The organism is uncultured Desulfovibrio sp. (assembly GCF_910584445.1).
In the GTDB taxonomy this organism is placed as follows: Bacteria; Desulfobacterota; Desulfovibrionia; order Desulfovibrionales; family Desulfovibrionaceae; genus Desulfovibrio.
Map to the genome: position 1 here is coordinate 30,114 of NZ_CAJUBO010000021.1, position 18,735 is coordinate 48,848.

Here is an 18,735-nt window from a genome sequence, read left to right on the forward strand (position 1 = left end):
ATGTCCCGTCCCCGCCCCGCATCCGCCGCCCGGCCCGGCGGCCTTTCCGAAGCCGCGGAAGCGCGCCTGGCGCATCTGGAAGAGACCGCCTTTTTTCAGGAGGAACGGCTCCGGGAGCTGGATGCCGCGCTCACGGCGCAACAGGCCCAGATGGACGCCATGGAACGGCAGCTGGCGGACCTGCGCGCCCTGGCGCGCGCCTTGCGGGACAAGCTCGCCGACGCGCCGGAAGCCACGCTGCCGCCGCACTTCATGCCCGAACGCTATTAGCGCCGGACCTCATCAAAAAATCTGTCCCTCTGCATAGTTTTTAGACAGATGCACAGTTTTTTTACAGGCTTGTGATCAGAATTTTTTCAAGATCCCCTCTCTGGGCCGCCTCCGTTTTTGCGCCATCCGGGCGCCTTCCGCCCCTGACGCGCCGTTTCCCCGCGTTGGCAAGCTTTATGCTTCAGCCGGTGCAGCCTCACCTTCCTGTACAACTCTTTTTTGAGAGGGAAAATATATGAACACCGCCCCCTTGCAAGGCATCAGAATCGTCGATTTCACCGCTGTCCAGTCCGGCCCGTCCTGCACCCAGCTTCTGGGATGGCTCGGCGCCGAGGTCATCAAGATCGAACGGCCCGGCCACGGCGACGCCACCCGCAAGGAACTCCAGTTCGACCCCGATTGCCCGAGCTATTATTTCCTGCAACTGAATTCCGGCAAAAAGTCGCTCAGCCTGGACGCGGCCACGCCCGACGGCAAGGAGATCCTCACCCGCCTCATCAAGGGCTGCGACATCTTTGTGGAAAATCTGCACCCCGGCGCCATGGACAAGCTGGGCTTTTCCTGGGATGTGGTCCACAAGCTCAACCCCAGATGCATCTACGGCTCGCTCAAGGGCTTTCCGCCCACCTCGAAATACGCCCACCTCAAGGCCTACGAGCCTGTGGCCCAGGTGACGGCGGGCGCGGCCTCCACCACCGGCTGGTGGGAAGGCCCGGACAATATCCCCACCCAGAGCGGCGCGGCCCTGGGCGACTCCAATACCGGCATGCACCTCGCCATTGGCCTCCTGGCCGCGCTTGTGCAGCGGCAGCACACGGGCGAAGGCTGCTTCGTCTACCAGTCCATGCACAACGCCTGCCTCAACCTCTGCCGCATCAAGACGCGCGACCAGCTCACCCTTGACCGCATCGGCTATCTGAGCCAGTTCCCGCAGTATCCCAACCAGAAGTTCGGCGACTGCGTGCCGCGCTCCGGCAACCAGGAAGGCTCCGGCGTGCTCGGCTGGACGTACAAGTGCAAGAACTTCGCTACCGACCCCAACGATTGCGTCTATATCATCATCCAGCGCGACGCCAAGAGCTTCGAGAAGTTCTGCGAGGGCATGGGCTTCCAGGACTGGCTCACCAACCCCGACTTCAACACCGCGGATGCGCGCGACAGGAACAAGCAGGCCATCTACAAGCGCATCGGCGAATGGACCGCCACGCGCGACAAGTACGAGATCACCGAGCATCTCGCCAAGTTCGCGGTGCCTGTTGGTCCGGTGCTCTCCACCAAGGAGATCATGGACGACGAATCCCTCTATGACGGCAATACCCTGGTCAAGATCGACCAGCCCGGCTACGGCGGCAAGGTCGGCACCTTTGTGACCGTGGGCGTGCCCTTCACCCTGAGCAACTTCCAGCCCACGTACGGGCCGTGCCCGACCCTGGGCGGCAATAACGCGGAAGTGCTGGAAAGCCTCGGCTTCACCGCGGCGGACGTGGCGAAGTTCGCCGCCAACGGCACCACCGAGCCGCTGCCCAAAAAGGCGTAGGCCGGCATATTCCGGGAGGGCGCGGTTCCCGCCCCTCCCGGGCATCCCCGGCGGGGCGGCGCCCGGCCCCGCCTCCCGCGAACCGCCCGCCGGGCGTTGCAGCACCATATGAAGCATCTCACCAACAGGGGCAGATCATGACGACTCAGACAACTTCCGCGACCGCTCCGCACTTTCCGGACCAGGTCACCGGCATGTATATCCTGGCAAAGGCGCTCAAGAATGCGGGGCTGGACACCATGTACGGCCTTGTGGGCATCCCGGTGACGGATTTCGCCTACCTCTGCCAGCAGCAGGGCATCAGATATGTGGGCTTCCGCTTCGAGCAGCAGGCGGGCATGGCCGCGGCCACGCACGGCTATCTCACCAAAAAGCCGGGCCTGCTGCTCACCGTGAGTTCCCTGGGCTTTCTCAACGGCCTCACGGCCACCATCAACGCCACGGTCAACTGCTACCCCATGATCCAGATTTCCGGCTCCAGCGACCGCGCGCCCGTGGACATGCAGCAGGGCGGCTATGAGGACCTGGACCAGCTCAACGTCGCCAAGGGCCTTGTCAAGGCGGCCTTCCGCGTCAATGACCCGAAGGATATCCCCACGGCCGTGGCCCGCGCCTACCGCGCCGCCGTTTCCGGGCGGCCCGGCGGCGTCTATCTGGACATCACCGCGCCGTGCCTCGGCCAGATCGTGGACGCCAAAACGGCCGAGCCGTGGTACTTCACGCCCGTGGACCCCTGCCCGAAGCAGCTCCCAGCGCCGGAAGCCATCGACCGCGCCCTGGCCCTGCTCGCCAGCGCGAAGCGCCCGGCCATCCTGCTCGGCAAGGGCGCGGCCTATGCCCAGATCGACGACAAGATCAGGGCGCTCATCGAAAAGACGGGCATCCCCTTCTTCCCCATGTCCATGGCTAAGGGACTCATGCCGGACGATCACCCGCTGAGCGCGCTTTCCTGCCGCTCGACCATCATGGAGCAGGCCGACGTGGTCATGCTCGTGGGCGCGCGCCTCAACTGGCTGCTCTCGCGCGGGCACGGCAAGTGGAACCCGGCCGGAAAGTTCATCCAGCTTGACATCGAGCCGCAGGAGATGGACTGCAACCGGCCCATCGCCGCGCCCGTGGTGGGCGACCTGGAGAGCGCCGTCTCGGCCCTGCTTGACAGGCTCCCCACCTGCAAGCTCGGCATGGACCCGTCCTGGGTGCCGCAGCTTCAGGCCGAAACAAAGGAAAAGGACGCCAAATTCGCCGCGCGCCTGGCCTCCCACGCCAAGGACACGCCCATGACCCACTGGACGGCGCTCAACACCATCAAGCCCATCCTCGAGGGCGATCCCGATGTCATCCTGGTCAACGAGGGCGCCAACACGCTTGACGACACCCGCGACACCATCAACATGTTCAGGCCCCGGCACCGCATCGACTGCGCCACCTGGGCCATCATGGGCATGGGCATGGGTTCGGTGGTGGGCGCCGCCGTGGCTACCGGCAAGAGCGTGGTCGCCATCGAGGGCGACTCGGCCTTCGGGTTCTCCGGCATGGAAGTGGCGACCATCTGCCGCTTCCATCTGCCCTGCACGGTGGTGGTCTTCAACAACGGCGGCATCTACAACGGCATCGGCGTCAACCTCGCCCACAATGGCGACCCCGCGCCCACCACGCTGGATATCGACGCCCACTATGAAAAGATCTGCGAGGCCTTTGGCGGCAAGGGCTACTATGTGACCACTCCCGACGAGCTGAAGGCGGCGCTCACCGAGTCCATCGCCTCCAGAAAGCCCTGCCTCATCAATGTGCAGCTTGCCGCGGATTCCGGCAAGGAAAGCGGCCACATCGGCTTCCTCAATCCCGAGGCGCTCCAGCATCCGCTCGCCTAGCGGAAATCGCGGGCCGGCCCGGGACGCCTCCCGGAGCCGGCCCGCGAGCATATATCCCAAATCCCCCGGGGGGATCCCATGTCACATATCATCCTGTACGCCATCGTCCCCATCGTCGTGGTCATGCTTGCCGGCTACATTTCAGGCAAGAAGGGCGTTTTTGACGGCAACGATTCCAAAAAGTTCAACAAGGTGGTCCTGGATTACGCGCTGCCCGCGGCGCTCTTCGTTTCCATCGCCCAGGCCAGCCGCGACATGCTCTACAAGGACCTCAAGCTCTCCCTTGTTTCGCTTGTGGTCATCATGGCCTGTTTCATGGCCGTGTACTTCATCTACAAGTACTGCTTCAGGAACAACACCGGCGCCGACGCGGCCGTTTCGGCCCTGATCAGCGGTTCGCCCACCATCGGCTTCCTCGGGTTCGCCGTGCTGGAGCCTATCTTCGGCGCCACGCCCGCCGTGGCCCTTGTGGTCGCCATCGTGGGCATCGTGGTCAATGCCGTGGGCATCCCGGTGGGCCTTTCCCTGCTCAACGCCTCGCTGGAAAAGGAAAAGGCCGGGAGCGGCAAGAAGGAGAGCGCGTGGCTGCCTGTCATCCACGCCCTGGAACAGCCCGTGGCCTGGGCGCCCATCCTCGCGGTGATCTGGGTGCTCGTGGGCATTCCGTGGCCCGCGTGGGCAAGCCCGTCCTTTGACCTCATAGCCAAGGCCAACGCCTCCATGGCCGTGTTCTCCGCGGGCATCACGCTTTCGTCCATCAAGGTGGTCATCAACTGGCAGGCCATCCTTGGCTCCATCCTCAAGCTCATCGTCATGCCCGCCCTGGCCCTCGCGGGCGGCATCCTCTGCGCCATGGACCCGCTCAACATCAAGATGCTCGTCGTGGCCTGCGCCCTGCCGCCGGCCTTCTCGGGCATCATCATCGCCGATGAATACGACACCTATGTGGCTACGGGCACCTCGTCCCTGACCCTGAGCGTCATCCTCTTCATCGGCTTCTGCCCGCTCTGGATCTGGATCACCGATCTCGTCCTCAGCGGTGCGTTCTAGAGCGTTTACGCAAGGAAATTGCGGAAACGCTCTGGCGGCTGCGAGAGCAGACGCCCGCGCCGGAATAAGGCGGAAAACCACGCTTTTCCGCCGAAATGAAGGCAGCGAAACCTGAGGAAAATATCTGTCTTACAGATATTTTCCTCAGCAAAATGCTCTAAAGGCCCCGCGCCGGCGCGGACAGCCCGCGCCGGTACGCATACACTCCCTCCCAAAAAAGCGTCCGCCCCGGCAGGTGCCCCTGCCCGCCGGGGCGGGCCTCCTTTTGGCTCCCGTTGCCCGGCGGCGCGCGGATACAGCTTGCCAGGCGCACGCTTTTGGGCTATGCAAGTCGTTCCCATTTCGCACACTCCGGCGACTTTCCGGGGTCCCCGGGCGGATGCGCGGCGCATCCGGCCTCCCCGGGGTGGAAAGTCCGCACGGCCGGGGTGGAGGCACAACCCATTGGAGGAAACCATGGCCTACGTCAGCATGAAGCAGATGCTGGAAACCGGGGTGCACTTCGGGCACCAGACCCGGCGCTGGAACCCCAAGATGCGCCCCTATATCTTCGGCGCGCGCAACGGCATCCACATCATCGACCTGCAGCAGACCGTCAAGCTGTTCCGCGACGCCTATGACAAGATGGTGGACACCGTCGCCAGGGGCGGCAAGGTGCTCTTCATCGGCACCAAGCGCCAGGCCCAGGAGGCCGTGGCCGCCGAAGCCTCGCGCGCGCACCAGTTTTATGTGACCAACCGCTGGATGGGCGGCACGCTGACCAACTTCGTCACCATCCAGAAGAGCGTGGAACGCCTCAAGAAGCTGGAATCCATGTTCGCGGACGGCTCCATCAACCGCTACCAGAAAAAGGAGATCCTCCTGCTGGAGCGCGAGATGCACAAGCTGGAGGAATCGCTCGGCGGCATCAAGAACATGGACCGCCTGCCCCAGCTCGCCTTCATCATCGACCCCAACCGCGAGGACATCGCCGTCAAGGAATGCCGCAAGCTCGGCATCCCCATCGTGGCTGTCACGGACACCAACTGCGACCCGGACAATATCGACTTCATCATCCCCGGCAACGACGACGCCATCCGGGCCATCAAGCTCTTCGTGACCGCCTTTGCCGAAGCCTGCCTTGAGGGCGAGGCCATGATGAAGGACACCCGCACCGTGGCCCAGGCCGAAGAGGTCATGGCGGAAGCCGCCCGGGAGGAGACGGCGGCCGAAGCGGACGCCCAGGCCCCCGAAACGGCCGGGTAGGGCATTCCGCCGCCAGCATTTCGGCCGCACGGACGGACCCTGAACAGCACGACATCCGGGCGCGCGGCATGCCCGCCGCCCGGGATTCTGGAGAAAGCAATGGCGATCAGCGCACAAATGGTCAAGGAACTGCGCGAAAAGACCGGCGCAGGCATGATGGACTGCAAAAAGGCCCTGGTGGAAGTCAATGGCGACATGGAAAAGGCCGTGGACTGGCTGCGCCAGAAAGGCATGGCGAAGGCCGCCAAAAAGTCGGACCGCGCCACCTGCGAAGGCCTCGTGACTTCCGTGATGAGCCAGGACGGCAAGCATGTTGCCATGGCCTCGCTCATGTGCGAGACGGACTTCGTGGCGCGCGGCGACCAGTTCCAGGCCATGGCCCGGCGCGTGGCGCAAGCCGTGCTGGAGCACGACCCCGCCGATGTCACCGGCCTGGACGGCATCGTGGGTGACGAGGTCAAACAGCTCATCGCCTCGGTGGGCGAAAACATGCGCCTCGGCAAGTTCGCGCGGCACAGCGCCGCCGCGGATACCGAAGCCGTGGGCCAGTATATCCATGCCAACGGCAAGATCGGCGTCCTCGTCTTCCTCACCTGCGGCAAGGCCGCCAGCGTCGGCACCCCCGAGGTGAAGGAACTTGCCAAGAACCTCGCCATGCAGGTGGCCGCCACCAGCCCCATGGCGCTCGACGCCTCGAGCCTGGACCAGGCCGCCGTGGCGCGCGAACGCGAGGTCTATCGCCAGAAAGCCCTTGAGGAGGGCAAACCCGCCAATATCGTGGACAAGATCGCCGAAGGCGCGGTGAAAAAATTCCAGAAGGAAGTCTGCCTGCTGGAGCAGCCCTATATCCGCGACGACAAGAAGAGCGTGGCGGATGTGGTGCGCGAGGCGGCCAAGGCCGTCAATGACACCATCACGGTGACGGGCTTCGAGCGCATCCAGCTCGCGGCGGAATAGTCCGTTTTTGTGCCGCGCTCCTTTCCGAAACGGAAAGCCGGAGCGCTGAAAAGGCCACGGGGCGCGCCCCGTGGCCTTTTTGGTTGACGTTGTTCTACTTTTTTGGGTTGATGACGCGCCTGTGCTGTGTGGCAAGGCCGCAATCATCCATCAACCGCATTGCATACCATACCCTTTTTGTTCCCCTTCACGCCTGGCGCGTTGTCAGAACGAATACGCGAACGTCAGCTGGGCCTTCCAGGCATCCTGTTTCTCGAAGGAGCCGTTGCCCGCGCCGCCATAATACCCACCTTTCTGCCAGGTGTCCTGATCCATCAGGTTGACGATGTAGCCAAGCTCCAGGTTCAGCTCGAGGTTCTCGTACACGCGCCACTGGTTGACGAGGTTGAACTCCAGCAGCCCGTCGTTGGTGGTGAGGTACGGTCCGTCGCCGCCGTAGCCATCGCGCCAGGAGCGGGCGCTCTTCATGTACTTGACCATGGACGGGCTGTTGGTGCCCCCCCAGTAGGCCACCCTGAAGGTATGCGAAAGGTCCTCCAGGAACGACATGTCGCGCAGCTGGAGTCCGAGGCCCCAGGTGCCCGAATAGGTCATGGCCCAGTCGCAGCTGTCGTCAAACGAACCCCAGGCGAGGTTGCCGTCGCCGATGAACGAGGTGAAGTTGCCCGCGCCCGCGATGGAAGGCAGGCGTTCGGAACCGTTCTTCACATTGCCGTCATCGCCGGAGGCATACCAGCCGAAAATGCCGGGCGCGCCCCATTCCAGCTTGTATTCCACCAGGGCCTTGACCAGCCAGCCCTGCCGCTGCGTGCTGCCGCGCACGATGTCGCCGGCATTGCCGCGCCTGATGATGTCGAAGCGCCCCATTTCCTCCACAAAGCCGTAGTTGAGATCGATCTCGATGTTCAGCGGGTCGAGAACGGAAATGACGATGGGCAGGCCCGCCCAGAACATGCTGCCGTACGCCTTGCCCGTGGAGGATGTGGTCAGCGGGCTGCCGCCGGCGAAGTTGAAACCGGGGGTCAGGCCGGGAACGGTGAGGCCGAGAATGCCGTCCGAGGTTTCCCACGGCTCGTTCTCATTGACAACGTCCAGACCGCGCAGGGCGTTCCTGCCCAGCATGCCGTACATCACCCAGGGGGTGATCCCGTAGCCGTCCAGCGTGATGGGCAGGGACAGGGCGAAGAGGTCCATATTGTCCAGATAGCCCGCGCGGTCGCCGCTCCTGTCGAAATAGACGTCCGAGAAGTTGTCGTTGACCGGCCGCATCCACAGGGCCGTGAGGCTCACCGCGTCCGAGAATCTGTAGCTGGCGACGATGCCCGCCACATCACCGTCCATGATGGCCGAGCCACCCGCCGCGTTGGGCAGGGACAAGCCCTGGATGCCCATGCGGAACGAAAGGTCGGTGGAGGGCACCGTCCAGTCGATGAAGGCGTTCTTCAGCCTGATGACATTGGTGCCGTCAGCGCCCAGGGCGCCGCCGTCTTCCGCCCTGCCCCAGCGCTGGTCGCCGATCTCGAAGCCCACGGTGCCGGACAGGGACTCCGAGGCGACCGCGTCAAGCTGGAGCCGCAGCCGCTGATTGGACTCGAACGTGTCATTGCTGTTGGTCCGGGTCTTTGGCCCGTGGCCCGGTTCCCGGTACTTGCCGTACAGCTCGCCCGTGCCCGCGCCGAAGCCCACCAGCCATTCGCCGCTCACCCTGAAGTCGACGGCAGCCGCCGGCGCCCGCGCCCCCAGCAGCAGGGCCGCCGCCAGAAACAGGGTACACAAAAGTTTTTTTGCCGTTTTCGCCCCCCGACCAGTCCTGTTCATGCTTCCTCCTCTGGACTTCCCGGACGGGAGGTGTCCCGCCCGAAATACTGGATCTCTCCGCGAGCACGGTGCCACAGGCCGCATATCGTGTCAATAAATTAAAAATTGTGCTACTAGACTCATCCCACATGAATCAAGAAAAGAGAGTAGAGCAGGAGCTTCACGGTGTCAATAAAATTGAAATTCATTTTCTATTCACTGCATCTATGCTTCCGGGAACTTCCGGACCCGGGCACTGGACCCACCGCGCGAGCGCGCGGGAAACGGCGAACGGGGGGATTGACATATGTCAACAGATGTTGAATTATCAATGCATGCAAACGCGCGCCGCATGCATGATCTTTGAAGCGCTCGCTTCCGACCTGCGCCTGGAGATTTTCCGGCTGCTGGTCAGGCACGCGCCCGGCGGACTCGTCCAGGGCGATATCGCCCGGGAACTGGACATCCCCTCCACCAATCTTTCCTTCCATCTCAAGGCGCTCGTGCAGAGCGGGCTTGCGGATGTGGCGCGCGAGGGCAGGTTCATGCGCTACCGGGCCAATATTCCGCGTATGCTGGAGGTCATCGGCTACCTCACGGAAAACTGCTGCTCCGGCGATCCCGGGGCATGCCAGCGTTTCCGGGACGCCAGCCCGGCGGCACATATCCTGCCCAGGCGCAGCAGCTGAGAGCGTTTTCGCAAGGACGGCAAATTTTTTTCCGGAAAAATATCAACTGATCAACATCTATCAATATATTGAAGGAGCGCCGCCCATGGACACGGGATCCGCCTGCCGCTGCCGCGCGAAAACTCCGCCGACGGACCGGGAGAACGCCCCCGGAAGCTGGAACGCGAAATATCTGGCCGCCATGACGGCCCTGGCCGTCCTCTGGCTGCTGGCATACCGCCTTGCGCTCCCTTTCGCGCGCTGGCTGGTTTTCGACGCGCTCGGCATGGCTCCGGGCACGCATGTGGCCGCTGCACTGGAATTTTTTCTCTATGATACGGCAAAGATCCTCCTGCTGCTGGCAGCCCTGATCTATAGCATCGCCTGGCTGCGCGCGTCGCTGAACGTCGAACGGGTGCGGGACTGCCTTGCCGGCAAGCGGCGCGGCTACGGCTATGTTCTCGGCGCGCTGTTCGGAGCGGTCACGCCGTTTTGTTCCTGCTCCGGCATTCCGCTGTTCCTCGGTTTCACCACGGCCCGCATCCCTGTGGGCATTACCATGGCGTTCCTGATCACCTCGCCACTCATCAATGAGCTTGCCGTGGTGCTGCTCTGGGGGCTGCTCGGCGGGAAATTCACCGTGATCTATGTGGCGGCGGGCATGGCCGCGGGCATCCTCGGCGGCCTTTTCATGGACGGCATCGGGGCGGAGCGCTGGCTCCAGCCCTTCATCAGGGAAACCGTGGACAACGCTCCCGCCCGCCTGGCCGTCAGCGAAAGCGGACAGAGACAAAAGCTGACGCTCCGGCAGCGGCATGTCTTCGCCCATGGGGAGATGGTCTCCATCGTCAGACGCATCTGGAAGTGGGTCATCATCGGCGTGGGCATCGGCGCTGTTCTGCACGGCTTTGTGCCGAAAAACTGGTTCGCGGAACATCTCGGCGCAGGAGAATGGTGGTCGGTCCCCGTCGCGGTTCTGGTGGGCATTCCCCTGTATTCAAATGTGACGGGCATCGTGCCCGTTATGGAGAGCCTGCTGCTCAAGGGGCTGCCCCTGGGAACGACGCTGGCGTTCTGCATGAGCGCCGTGGCGGCCAGCATCCCCGAAGTGCTGCTGCTGCGCCAGATCATGACGTTCCGGCTGCAGGCGGCCTTCATCGGCTACCTGTGGGTGATCTTCACGCTCATGGGCTGGCTGTTCAACAGCCTTGGCCCGCACCTTTGACACACGGGAGGCGGACATGGAAATCACGATATTCGGCCCCGGCTGCGCCAGATGCGCGGAAGCCGAGACCCGGGTCAGGGAGGTGGCCGCCGCCAAGGGCGGAAACATCAACGTGCAAAAGGTCTCCGATCTCAGGGAAATGCTGGCGGCAGGCGTGCTGTCCACGCCGGCCATCGCCATTGACGGCGTCGTGAAGGCCACGGGACGCGTCCCCGGCAAGGAGGAGATCGCGGCCTGGATCGAAGGGTCCTGAGGGTCCGTGGCTCCCGGGGGCGGCTGCTGTTGCGGCGGAAATGGCTGAACACCGGACGGCTGCGAAAGGATGGCAGCGAAGAGTGCCTGAAACACGATATACATGGCAACCCTTCAAAATCTGCTCCTCCTGGAGCACGCGGTTTGCCATCGATCAATACCGGTAGCCCGGCCTCCAGGCGCCCGAAGCGTCGCCGCAGTCGGGACAGGGCAGGCTGTTGCCGCACACGGTGCAGCTGTGCGGGGTGAAACGCCCCACGCCATGGCAGCGCGGGCATGCGCCCTGACGCGCGTCCTCATGGAGCATCCCGCTGCCGCGGCACTCGGGGCAGAGAGAGGTGCTCTGCCCGTTCCAGCAGGCGCCGCAGGAAAGGCGGCCCGAGCCGCCGCATGTCTCGCAAATGGGCATTTTCACCTCCTGTTTCGTCCCCCCGCGCGGCGCCGGTTCGCGCGCGCCCTTCCGCAGGGATGGCTTGACACATCGGCACGCTTTGGTTAAGAGCATGCCCTTGGCGTTTTGTCCATACCCAAATTTCGGAGGATCCCATGCCCACCATCAACCAGCTCATCCACACCGAGCGCGAGCCGGTGGTGAAGCGCAAGAAGACGCCCGCCCTTCAGGCCTGCCCGCAGAAGCGGGGCGTCTGCACGCGCGTGTACACCACCACCCCGAAAAAGCCGAACTCGGCCCTGCGTAAGGTCGCCCGCGTGCGCCTGACCAACGGCATCGAAGTGACGGCCTACATCCCCGGCGAGGGCCACAACCTGCAGGAGCACTCGGTGGTGCTCATCCGCGGCGGCCGCGTCAAGGACCTTCCCGGCGTGCGCTACCACATCATCCGTGGCACGCTCGACGCCTCCGGTGTGGCCGACCGCCGCAAGAGCCGTTCCAAGTACGGCGCCAAGCGGCCCAAGTAGTCGCGGCGGAGCGCGCCTTCGCCCTTTCCCGCCGGGCCGTCGCGGCCACGGCATAACCCGAAGCCCTGTGGGCGTGCGCCATGCGCCGCGCCACGGCTGCCGTTGCGGAAACAGCGGCGCCGGCGCGTCGCGGGGTTGGTGACGCCGCATCCGGGAACGCAAGGAGAAACCCCATGCCACGCAAAGGTCCGGTCCCCAAGAGGGAGATCCTGCCCGATCCGTTGTATTCCAGCCGTCTGGTCACCAAGTTCGTCAACCGGCTCATGTATGACGGCAAGAAGGGCGCCGCGGAAAAGATTTTCTACAGCGCGCTGGACACGCTGGCCGAAAAGACCGGCGAAGATCCCATGCGCGCCTTCGAGAAGGCCCTGGACAACGTGAAGCCGCACATGGAGGTCAAGGCGCGCCGGGTGGGCGGCGCGACCTACCAGGTCCCCATGGAGGTGCGGCCCGAGCGCCAGGTCTCGCTCGCCATCCGCTGGCTCATCAACTACGCCCGCTCGCGCGGGGAAAAGGGCATGACCGCCAAGCTCTCCAACGAGCTGCTCGACGCCTGGAACGGGCGCGGCGGCGCGGTGAAAAAGCGTGAGGACACGCACCGCATGGCCGACGCCAACAAGGCCTTCGCCCACTACCGCTGGTAGGGGCGCACGACCGGACTCGCCGCCGCCGGGGCCGCATCCGCAAGGATACCGCCCCGGCGTTGATTATCGCCGCTTTCGCCGCAGGGAGGAATTACCGTGGCACGCACCGTTCCCGTAGACAAACAGCGCAATATCGGCATCATGGCCCATATCGACGCCGGCAAGACCACCACCACCGAGCGCATCCTCTACTACACCGGCGTTTCGCACAAGATCGGCGAAACGCATGACGGCCAGGCCACCATGGACTTCATGGAGCAGGAGCAGGAGCGCGGCATCACCATCACCTCCGCCGCCACCACCTGCTTCTGGAAAGACTGCCGCATCAACATCATCGACACGCCCGGCCATGTGGACTTCACCATCGAGGTGGAGCGCTCCCTGCGCGTGCTCGACGGCGCGGTCTGCGTCTTTGACGCCGTGGCCGGCGTGGAGCCGCAGTCCGAAACGGTCTGGCGCCAGGCCGACCGCTACCATGTGCCGCGCATCTGCTTTGTGAACAAGATGGACCGCATCGGCGCCAACTTTTTCCGCTGCGTGGGCATGATCCATGACCGTCTGGGCGCCAAGGCCGTGCCCCTGCAGCTGCCCATCGGCGCCGAGGACAAGTTCGAGGGCGTGGTGGATCTGGTGCGCGGCAAGGCCATCTACTACGACAAGAGCACCAAGGGCGCGGAATTCAAGGTGACGGACATCCCCGCGGACATGCAGGCCCTGTTCGAGGAAAAACACCACGAACTGCTCGAAGCCGTGGCCGAGGAGGACGAGGCCCTGCTTGAAAAGTATCTCGGCGGCGAGGCGCTCACCGAGGACGAGATCAACTCCTGCATCCGCAAGGCCACCATCTCGCGCAGCATCGTGCCGGTGCTGTGCGGCTCGGCCTTCCGCAACATGGGCGTCCAGCCCCTGCTCGACGCCGTGGTGGACTACCTGCCCTCGCCGGTGGACATCCCGCCCATGACCGGCCATGTGCCCGGCCATGAGGACGAGATCATCGAGTGCCGCTGCGATGACAAGGAGCCTCTGGCCGGCCTGGTCTTCAAGCTCTTTTCCGACCCCTTCATCGGGCACCTGTCGTTCTTCCGCATCTATTCCGGCGTTATCGAGACCGGCATGAGCGCGCTCAACGCCAATACCGGCAAGAAGGAACGCATCGGCCGCATCCTCAAGATGCACGCCAACAAGCGCGAGGACATCAAGTGGGCCGGCGCCGGCGACATCGTGGCCCTGGTGGGCCTCAAGAACGCCTCCACCGGCGACACGCTCTGCGATGACAAGCGCCCGGTCATCCTCGAATCGCTCAATATCCCCGAGCCGGTCATCGAGGTGGCTATCGAGCCGAAAACCAAGGCCGACCGCGACGCGCTCTCGGCGGCCCTCGGCAAGCTTGCCAAGGAGGACCCCTCCTTCCGCGTCAAGGGCGACGAGGAGACCAACCAGACCCTCATCGCGGGCATGGGCGAGCTTCATCTGGAGATCATCGTCGACCGCCTCACGCGCGAGTTCAACGTCAACGCCAATGTGGGCAAGCCGCAGGTGGCCTACCGCGAGACCATCTCCAAACCGTCCAAGTCGGACATGAAGCATGCCAAGCAGTCCGGCGGCCGCGGCCAGTACGGCCACTGCGTCATCGAGGTGGAGCCGAACCCGGGCAAGGGCTACGAGTTCATCAACTCCATCACGGGCGGCGTCATCCCCAAGGAGTACATCCCGGCCATCGACAAGGGCATCCAGGACGCCATGAAGTCCGGCGTGCTGGCCGGCTTCCCGGCCGTGGACCTCAAGGTCAACCTGGTCTTCGGCTCCTACCACGAGGTGGACTCCTCCGAGCAGGCCTTCTACGTTGCCGGCTCCATGGCTATCAAGGATGCCATGAACAAGGCCGCGCCGGTCCTGCTGGAGCCGATCATGGACGTGGAAGTGGTCACGCCCGAGGAATACCTCGGCGACGTCATGGGCGACCTCAACGGCCGCCGCGGCCGCGTCCAGAGCATGGAAGCCCGCGCGGGCGGCGCGCAGAGCGTGCGCGCCCAGGTGCCCCTGGCCTCCATGTTCGGCTACGCCACGGACCTGCGCTCGCGCACCCAGGGCCGCGCCACCTTCACCATGCAGTTCGACCACTACGAACGCGTGCCCGCCGCTCTGGCCGAAGAGATCCAGAAGGCCAGAAGCTAGTGTCTACTTGCAAAAGTAGACACTACAAAACCCGTAAGGGTTTTGCGGCGGCATAGCCGCCGTGAGTGAGCGAAAAACCACGCTTTTTCGCGAACGATCCTGCAAAAATTCTGCACAGAATTCTGCGCAGAATTTTTGCAATTAGACACTAGAGCGTCCGCCATCCGCAGTCACCAAAAAAGCCCCCGGCAACGGGGGCTTTTTTTCGGCGCGGCGCGCGGACGGCGGGGCCACAACGCGCCTAGCCTTCCTTTTTCTCCACCTTGGCCCAGGTGTCGCGCAGGGTGGCCGTGCGGTTGAAGACCGGCGCTTCCGGCGTGCTGTCCCTGTCCTTGCAGAAATAGCCCAGCCGTTCGAACTGGACGGTCCTGCCCGTTTCCAGCCCGGCCAGGGCCGGTTCGAGCCAGGCCGTGGTCACCGTGAGCGAATGGGGATCGAGATTGTCCAGGAAGGTGCCGCCCTCCGGGGCCTTGTCCGGATCGGGCACGGCAAAGAGCTGACCATAGAGCCGCGCTTCGGCCCTGACGGCATGCCGCGCCGGGACCCAGTGCAGGGTGCCCTTGACCTTGCGGCCGTCCGGGCTTTGGCCGCCCCGGCTCTCCAGGTCGCAGACGCAGCGCAGCTCCCGCACCTCGCCGTTCTCGTCCAGGACCGCCTCGCGGCAGGTGACGAGAAAGGCGTGGCGCAGGCGCACCTCGGCGCCGGGAGAAAGGCGGTGGAATTTTTTGGGCGGCTCCAGACGGAAGTCGTCGCGCTCGATGAACAGCTCGCGCGTGAAGGGCACCGTGCGGCTGCCGTAGCTGGCGTCCTCCGGGTGCCAGGGCATCTCCAGCTCCTCCACCCGGTCTTCCGGCCAGTTCTCGATGACCACGCGCACCGGGTCCAGCACGGCCATGGCGCGCGGGGCCACGGCATTGAGCCGCTCGCGCACGCAGTGCTCCAGCAGGGAGTATTCCACCGTGGAATCGGCCCGGGCCACGCCGATGCGCCCGCAGAAGTCGCGCAGGGCCTCCGGCGGCACGCCCCGGCGGCGCAGGCCGCTCAGGGTGGGCATGCGCGGATCGTCCCAGCCGGCCACATGGCCTTCGCGCACCAGCTGGATGAGCTTGCGCTTGGACAGGATGGTATAGGTCAGGTTGAGGCGCGCGAACTCGATCTGCTGCGGATGATAGACGCCCAGGGCGTCCAGCACCCAGTCGTACAGCTCGCGGTTGTTGACGAACTCCAGCGTGCAGAGGGAATGGGTGATGCCTTCGAGGGAATCCGACAGGCAGTGCGCGTAATCGTACATGGGATAGATGCACCATGCGGTGCCCGTGCGGTGATGCGCCTCGTGCCGGATGCGGTAGAGCGTGGGGTCGCGCATGACGAGATTGGGCGCGGCCATGTCGATCTTTGCGCGGAGCACGCGCGCCCCGTCGGGGAACTCGCCCGCGCGCATGCGCCGGAACAGGTCCAGATTCTCCTCCACGGTGCGCTCCCGCCACGGGCTTTCCCTGCCAGGCTCGGTGAGCGTGCCCCGGAAGGCGCGGATCTCGTCGGCGGAGAGGTCGTCCACATAGGCCTTGCCCCGCCGGATCAGCTCCTCGGCGTAGTCGTACAGGCGCTCGAAATAGTCCGAGGCGTAAAACTCCCGGTCATCCCAGCGGCCGCCGAGCCAGGCCACATCCTCGCGGATGGCGGCCACATATTCGGTCTCTTCCTTGACGGGATTGGTGTCGTCAAAGCGCAGGTTGCACTGGCCGCCATACTCCCCCGCCACGCCGAAATTCAGGCAGATGGACTTGGCATGCCCGAGATGGAGATAGCCGTTCGGCTCCGGAGGAAAGCGGGTATGCACCATCCCCCCGAAGCGGCCCGAAGCCGTATCCGCCTCGATGCGGGCGCGGATGAAATCCGTTCCGGGACGGGCCGCGCCGCCCTGCCCGTTGGTATCGGCCTGCCCTGTGGGAGAAAGATGCTGCGATTCCATGCCGCGCTCCGAAAAAGGTGGTCGTGGGCCGCACGATTGCGGTCGGAAAACATTCAAGCATATCCCGGGCATCTCTGGCGGTCAATGCGCGCCTGCGCCGGCCCGGAGGCGCCGCGCACCCGTCCTGTCGTTTCCACGCCCGGACGCGCCGGCTCCTCCGCTGGCGGCCGCCCCGCGCGACGCGCCGGGGCAACTCCGCACAGCGATGCATCCAATATGGTGAAATATAACGATAAATAAAAAAATACTTGCAATTTCGCGTGGCATTGCGTACATACAGGCGTTCCGCTCTTCCGTACCCTTCCCCCGGCCGCCGCGCGGCGGCCTCCGTGTCAAGAGATACTGGCGCCAGCCAGCCGCAGGGAGATGTCATGACCCGCAAAGACCGCACCGAAGGCATCTACAGCCGCCGCGAAGTGCTCGACGAAAGCGAGCGCCGCCAATACTGCCTCATCCAGCTCAAGGACCTGCTTTCCTACGCCTACCGCTATTCGGAAGACGTCAAGAAGCGCTTTGACCGCGCGCAGTTCAATGTGGAGAAGTTCAAGACCCTTTCGGACATCAAGCACATCCCCATCCTCAAGAAAAAGGAACTCATCTTTCTCCAGTCCATGGGTCCCCGGCTCGGCGGCCTGCTCACCAAGGACATCGGCGAGCTGAAGCGCGTCTTTCTCTCGCCCGGGCCGATCTTCGACCCCGAGGACCGCGGGGAGGACTACTGGGGCTATACCGAGGCGTTCTATTCCGTCGGCTTCCGGCCCGGCGACGCCGTGCAGAACACCTTCAACTACCAGCTCACCCCGGCGGGCCTGATGTTCGAGGAGCCGCTGCGCAACCTCGGCTGCGCCGTCATTCCGGCGGGTCCCACCGACGCGGCCACCCAGCTTGACATCATGCAGAAACTGCGCGTCTGCGGCTATGTGGGCACGCCGAGCTTCCTCATGCATCTGGCCCAGAAGGCAGAGGAAAAGGGACTCAACCTCCGCAAGGACCTGTTCCTGGAAGTGGCCTTCGTGACCGGCGAACGCCTCTCCGAAAAGATGCGCTCGCAGATGGAAAAAAAGTACGACCTCATCATGCGCCAGGGCTACGGCACGGCGGATGTGGGCTGCATCGGCTACGAGTGCTTCCACAAGTGCGGCCTGCACATCGCCAACCGCTGCTATGTGGAGATCTGCCATCCTGATACGGGCATTCCGCTCAAGGACGGCGAGGTGGGCGAGATCGTGGTCACGGCCTTCAACAAGACCTATCCGCTCATCCGTCTGGCTACCGGCGACCTTTCCTATATCGACCGCGGACCCTGCGCCTGCGGCCGGACGAGTCCGCGCCTCGGCAGCATCGTGGGCCGCGTGGACACCACGGCCCGCATCATGGGCATGTTCGTCTATCCGCATCAGGTGGAACAGGTCATGAGCCGCTTCGAGGAGATCAAGCGCTGGCAGATCGAGGTCACCAACCCTGGCGGCATCGACGAAATGACGCTCTTCATCGAAACCAGCGGCTTCAAGCGCGAAGAGGAGCTGCTCCACCAGTTCCGCGAAAAGATCAAGCTCCGCCCCGAACTCAAGATCCTTGCGCCCGGCAGCCTGCCGCCACAGATCAGGCCCATCGAGGACAAGCGTCACTGGGATTAGCCTCCGTCCGCGCAGGGCGTTTTTGCCTTCTCACCCCGGCAGACAAGGAAGGAGGATGCCATGGACATGCAGACACCTGACGACGCCTCCCTGGCGGCCGCCATCGCCTGGCTGCGGGCGCGCCATGGGGACGTCATGGCTGCGGAACGGGAAGCGCTGGCGCGCATGGACGCCGGCGACATCCCCGGCTATACCGCAAAAATGCGCGCCAAGGCCGAAAGCCTGGCCGCGCTGGCGAAGGACGCGGCCCCGCAGCTCGCATCCCTGCCGGAGCCGCTGCGCGACCGGCTCGCCGCCGCGCTCAAGCGCTTTTCCCAAAGCGCGGCCATGGCGCTCAGGCTGGATTCCGTCTTCTTCATGTCCGCCCTGCTCTATCCTGACGAGCACAAGCCCGGCGAACCGGACAACCTTGCCCTGTTCATCGACCGGCTGGAGTCCCAGGGCCAGGACTTCGCCTAGTGTCTACTTGCCAAAGTAGACACGACAAAACCCGTAAGGGTTTTGCGGCGGCATAGCC

Annotated in this window: 17 protein-coding genes; 14 read left to right on the top strand and 3 right to left on the bottom strand. The window is 64.3% G+C overall.

Translation table 11 applies throughout. The annotated features are described in order from the left end of the window. The 6 genes from QZ294_RS09520 (at window position 1) to tsf (ending at window position 6,930) form a co-directional block, all read left to right on the top strand. Window positions 1-270, top strand: a complete 270-nt coding sequence (locus QZ294_RS09520) for a SlyX family protein (RefSeq protein WP_297049465.1) — start codon at window positions 1-3, stop codon at window positions 268-270. Window positions 271-505: 235 nt separating this feature from the next. Beyond that, on the top strand, window positions 506-1,807 hold the full coding sequence (gene frc / locus QZ294_RS09525) for a formyl-CoA transferase (RefSeq protein WP_297049467.1): 1,302 nt from the start codon (window positions 506-508) through the stop codon (window positions 1,805-1,807). Window positions 1,808-1,944: 137 nt separating this feature from the next. Continuing rightward, a complete protein-coding gene (gene oxc / locus QZ294_RS09530) occupies window positions 1,945-3,678 on the top strand; it encodes an oxalyl-CoA decarboxylase (RefSeq protein WP_297049468.1) in 1,734 nt (577 codons plus the stop codon). Window positions 3,679-3,756: 78 nt separating this feature from the next. Beyond that, on the top strand, window positions 3,757-4,728 hold the full coding sequence (locus QZ294_RS09535) for an AEC family transporter (protein ID WP_297049473.1): 972 nt from the start codon (window positions 3,757-3,759) through the stop codon (window positions 4,726-4,728). Window positions 4,729-5,184: 456 nt separating this feature from the next. Beyond that, window positions 5,185-5,973: a 30S ribosomal protein S2 gene (rpsB, locus tag QZ294_RS09540; RefSeq protein WP_297049477.1), complete on the top strand. Its 789-nt coding sequence runs from the start codon at window positions 5,185-5,187 to the stop codon at window positions 5,971-5,973. Window positions 5,974-6,072: 99 nt separating this feature from the next. After that, complete coding sequence (gene tsf, locus QZ294_RS09545) at window positions 6,073-6,930, top strand: translation elongation factor Ts (RefSeq protein ID WP_297049480.1); 858 nt, start codon at window positions 6,073-6,075, stop codon at window positions 6,928-6,930. Window positions 6,931-7,134: 204 nt separating this feature from the next. Here the strand turns inward: tsf and QZ294_RS09550 are convergent, their stop codons facing one another. Next, window positions 7,135-8,748 carry an outer membrane homotrimeric porin gene (locus QZ294_RS09550; RefSeq protein ID WP_297049484.1) on the bottom strand — a complete coding sequence of 538 codons (1,614 nt, stop codon included), beginning with the start codon at window positions 8,746-8,748 and terminating at the stop codon, window positions 7,135-7,137. Window positions 8,749-9,083: 335 nt separating this feature from the next. Here QZ294_RS09550 and QZ294_RS09555 point away from each other — a divergent pair, with 335 nt between their 5' ends. The 3 genes from QZ294_RS09555 (at window position 9,084) to QZ294_RS09565 (ending at window position 10,873) form a co-directional block, all read left to right on the top strand. After that, window positions 9,084-9,416 (top strand): helix-turn-helix transcriptional regulator, encoded by a 333-nt coding sequence (locus QZ294_RS09555; protein WP_297049486.1) that lies wholly within the window; start codon window positions 9,084-9,086, stop codon window positions 9,414-9,416. Between the two features lie 85 nt (window positions 9,417-9,501). After that, a complete protein-coding gene (locus QZ294_RS09560) occupies window positions 9,502-10,620 on the top strand; it encodes a permease (protein WP_297049489.1) in 1,119 nt (372 codons plus the stop codon). Between the two features lie 16 nt (window positions 10,621-10,636). Continuing rightward, complete coding sequence (locus tag QZ294_RS09565; RefSeq protein ID WP_297049492.1) at window positions 10,637-10,873, top strand: thioredoxin family protein; 237 nt, start codon at window positions 10,637-10,639, stop codon at window positions 10,871-10,873. 153 nt (window positions 10,874-11,026) lie between these two features. On the opposite strand, the gene QZ294_RS09570 is transcribed toward QZ294_RS09565, so the two are convergent. Then, the gene (locus QZ294_RS09570; RefSeq protein WP_297049495.1) at window positions 11,027-11,281 is read right to left on the bottom strand and encodes a molecular chaperone DnaJ; all 255 of its coding nucleotides are present in this window, start codon (window positions 11,279-11,281) and stop codon (window positions 11,027-11,029) included. Between the two features lie 137 nt (window positions 11,282-11,418). Between QZ294_RS09570 and rpsL the strand changes: the two genes are divergently transcribed. The 3 genes from rpsL (at window position 11,419) to fusA (ending at window position 14,609) form a co-directional block, all read left to right on the top strand. Continuing rightward, on the top strand, window positions 11,419-11,790 hold the full coding sequence (gene rpsL / locus QZ294_RS09575; RefSeq protein WP_297049497.1) for a 30S ribosomal protein S12: 372 nt from the start codon (window positions 11,419-11,421) through the stop codon (window positions 11,788-11,790). 173 nt (window positions 11,791-11,963) lie between these two features. Then, window positions 11,964-12,434 (top strand): 30S ribosomal protein S7, encoded by a 471-nt coding sequence (rpsG, locus tag QZ294_RS09580; protein ID WP_297049500.1) that lies wholly within the window; start codon window positions 11,964-11,966, stop codon window positions 12,432-12,434. A gap of 96 nt (window positions 12,435-12,530) precedes the next feature. Further along, a complete protein-coding gene (gene fusA / locus QZ294_RS09585) occupies window positions 12,531-14,609 on the top strand; it encodes an elongation factor G (RefSeq protein ID WP_297049503.1) in 2,079 nt (692 codons plus the stop codon). A gap of 241 nt (window positions 14,610-14,850) precedes the next feature. Here fusA and QZ294_RS09590 read toward each other — a convergent pair whose 3' ends face one another. Next, complete coding sequence (locus tag QZ294_RS09590; protein WP_297049506.1) at window positions 14,851-16,581, bottom strand: glutamine--tRNA ligase/YqeY domain fusion protein; 1,731 nt, start codon at window positions 16,579-16,581, stop codon at window positions 14,851-14,853. Between the two features lie 371 nt (window positions 16,582-16,952). On the opposite strand from QZ294_RS09590, the gene QZ294_RS09595 reads away from it, so the two are divergent. Both QZ294_RS09595 and QZ294_RS09600 read left to right on the top strand, forming a co-directional pair. Further along, entirely contained in the window at window positions 16,953-18,218 is a 1,266-nt protein-coding gene (locus tag QZ294_RS09595; protein WP_297049509.1) for a phenylacetate--CoA ligase family protein, read from the top strand. A 60-nt stretch (window positions 18,219-18,278) separates the two neighbouring features. Then, entirely contained in the window at window positions 18,279-18,677 is a 399-nt protein-coding gene (locus QZ294_RS09600) for a hypothetical protein (protein WP_297049512.1), read from the top strand. Window positions 18,678-18,735 lie beyond the last annotated feature (58 nt).

Excerpts from the sequence above, each read along its gene's own strand:
- QZ294_RS09520 (WP_297049465.1), top strand. The coding sequence starts at position 1 with ATGTCCCGTCCCCGCCCCGCATCCGCCGCCCGGCCCGGCGGCCTTTCC.
- frc (WP_297049467.1), top strand. The coding sequence starts at position 506 with ATGAACACCGCCCCCTTGCAAGGCATCAGAATCGTCGATTTCACCGCT.
- oxc (WP_297049468.1), top strand. The coding sequence starts at position 1,945 with ATGACGACTCAGACAACTTCCGCGACCGCTCCGCACTTTCCGGACCAG.
- QZ294_RS09535 (WP_297049473.1), top strand. The coding sequence starts at position 3,757 with ATGTCACATATCATCCTGTACGCCATCGTCCCCATCGTCGTGGTCATG.
- rpsB (WP_297049477.1), top strand. The coding sequence starts at position 5,185 with ATGGCCTACGTCAGCATGAAGCAGATGCTGGAAACCGGGGTGCACTTC.
- tsf (WP_297049480.1), top strand. The coding sequence starts at position 6,073 with ATGGCGATCAGCGCACAAATGGTCAAGGAACTGCGCGAAAAGACCGGC.
- QZ294_RS09550 (WP_297049484.1), bottom strand. The coding sequence starts at position 8,748 with ATGAACAGGACTGGTCGGGGGGCGAAAACGGCAAAAAAACTTTTGTGT.
- QZ294_RS09555 (WP_297049486.1), top strand. The coding sequence starts at position 9,084 with ATGATCTTTGAAGCGCTCGCTTCCGACCTGCGCCTGGAGATTTTCCGG.
- QZ294_RS09560 (WP_297049489.1), top strand. The coding sequence starts at position 9,502 with ATGGACACGGGATCCGCCTGCCGCTGCCGCGCGAAAACTCCGCCGACG.
- QZ294_RS09565 (WP_297049492.1), top strand. The coding sequence starts at position 10,637 with ATGGAAATCACGATATTCGGCCCCGGCTGCGCCAGATGCGCGGAAGCC.
- QZ294_RS09570 (WP_297049495.1), bottom strand. The coding sequence starts at position 11,281 with ATGCCCATTTGCGAGACATGCGGCGGCTCGGGCCGCCTTTCCTGCGGC.
- rpsL (WP_297049497.1), top strand. The coding sequence starts at position 11,419 with ATGCCCACCATCAACCAGCTCATCCACACCGAGCGCGAGCCGGTGGTG.
- rpsG (WP_297049500.1), top strand. The coding sequence starts at position 11,964 with ATGCCACGCAAAGGTCCGGTCCCCAAGAGGGAGATCCTGCCCGATCCG.
- QZ294_RS09590 (WP_297049506.1), bottom strand. The coding sequence starts at position 16,581 with ATGGAATCGCAGCATCTTTCTCCCACAGGGCAGGCCGATACCAACGGG.
- QZ294_RS09595 (WP_297049509.1), top strand. The coding sequence starts at position 16,953 with ATGACCCGCAAAGACCGCACCGAAGGCATCTACAGCCGCCGCGAAGTG.
- QZ294_RS09600 (WP_297049512.1), top strand. The coding sequence starts at position 18,279 with ATGGACATGCAGACACCTGACGACGCCTCCCTGGCGGCCGCCATCGCC.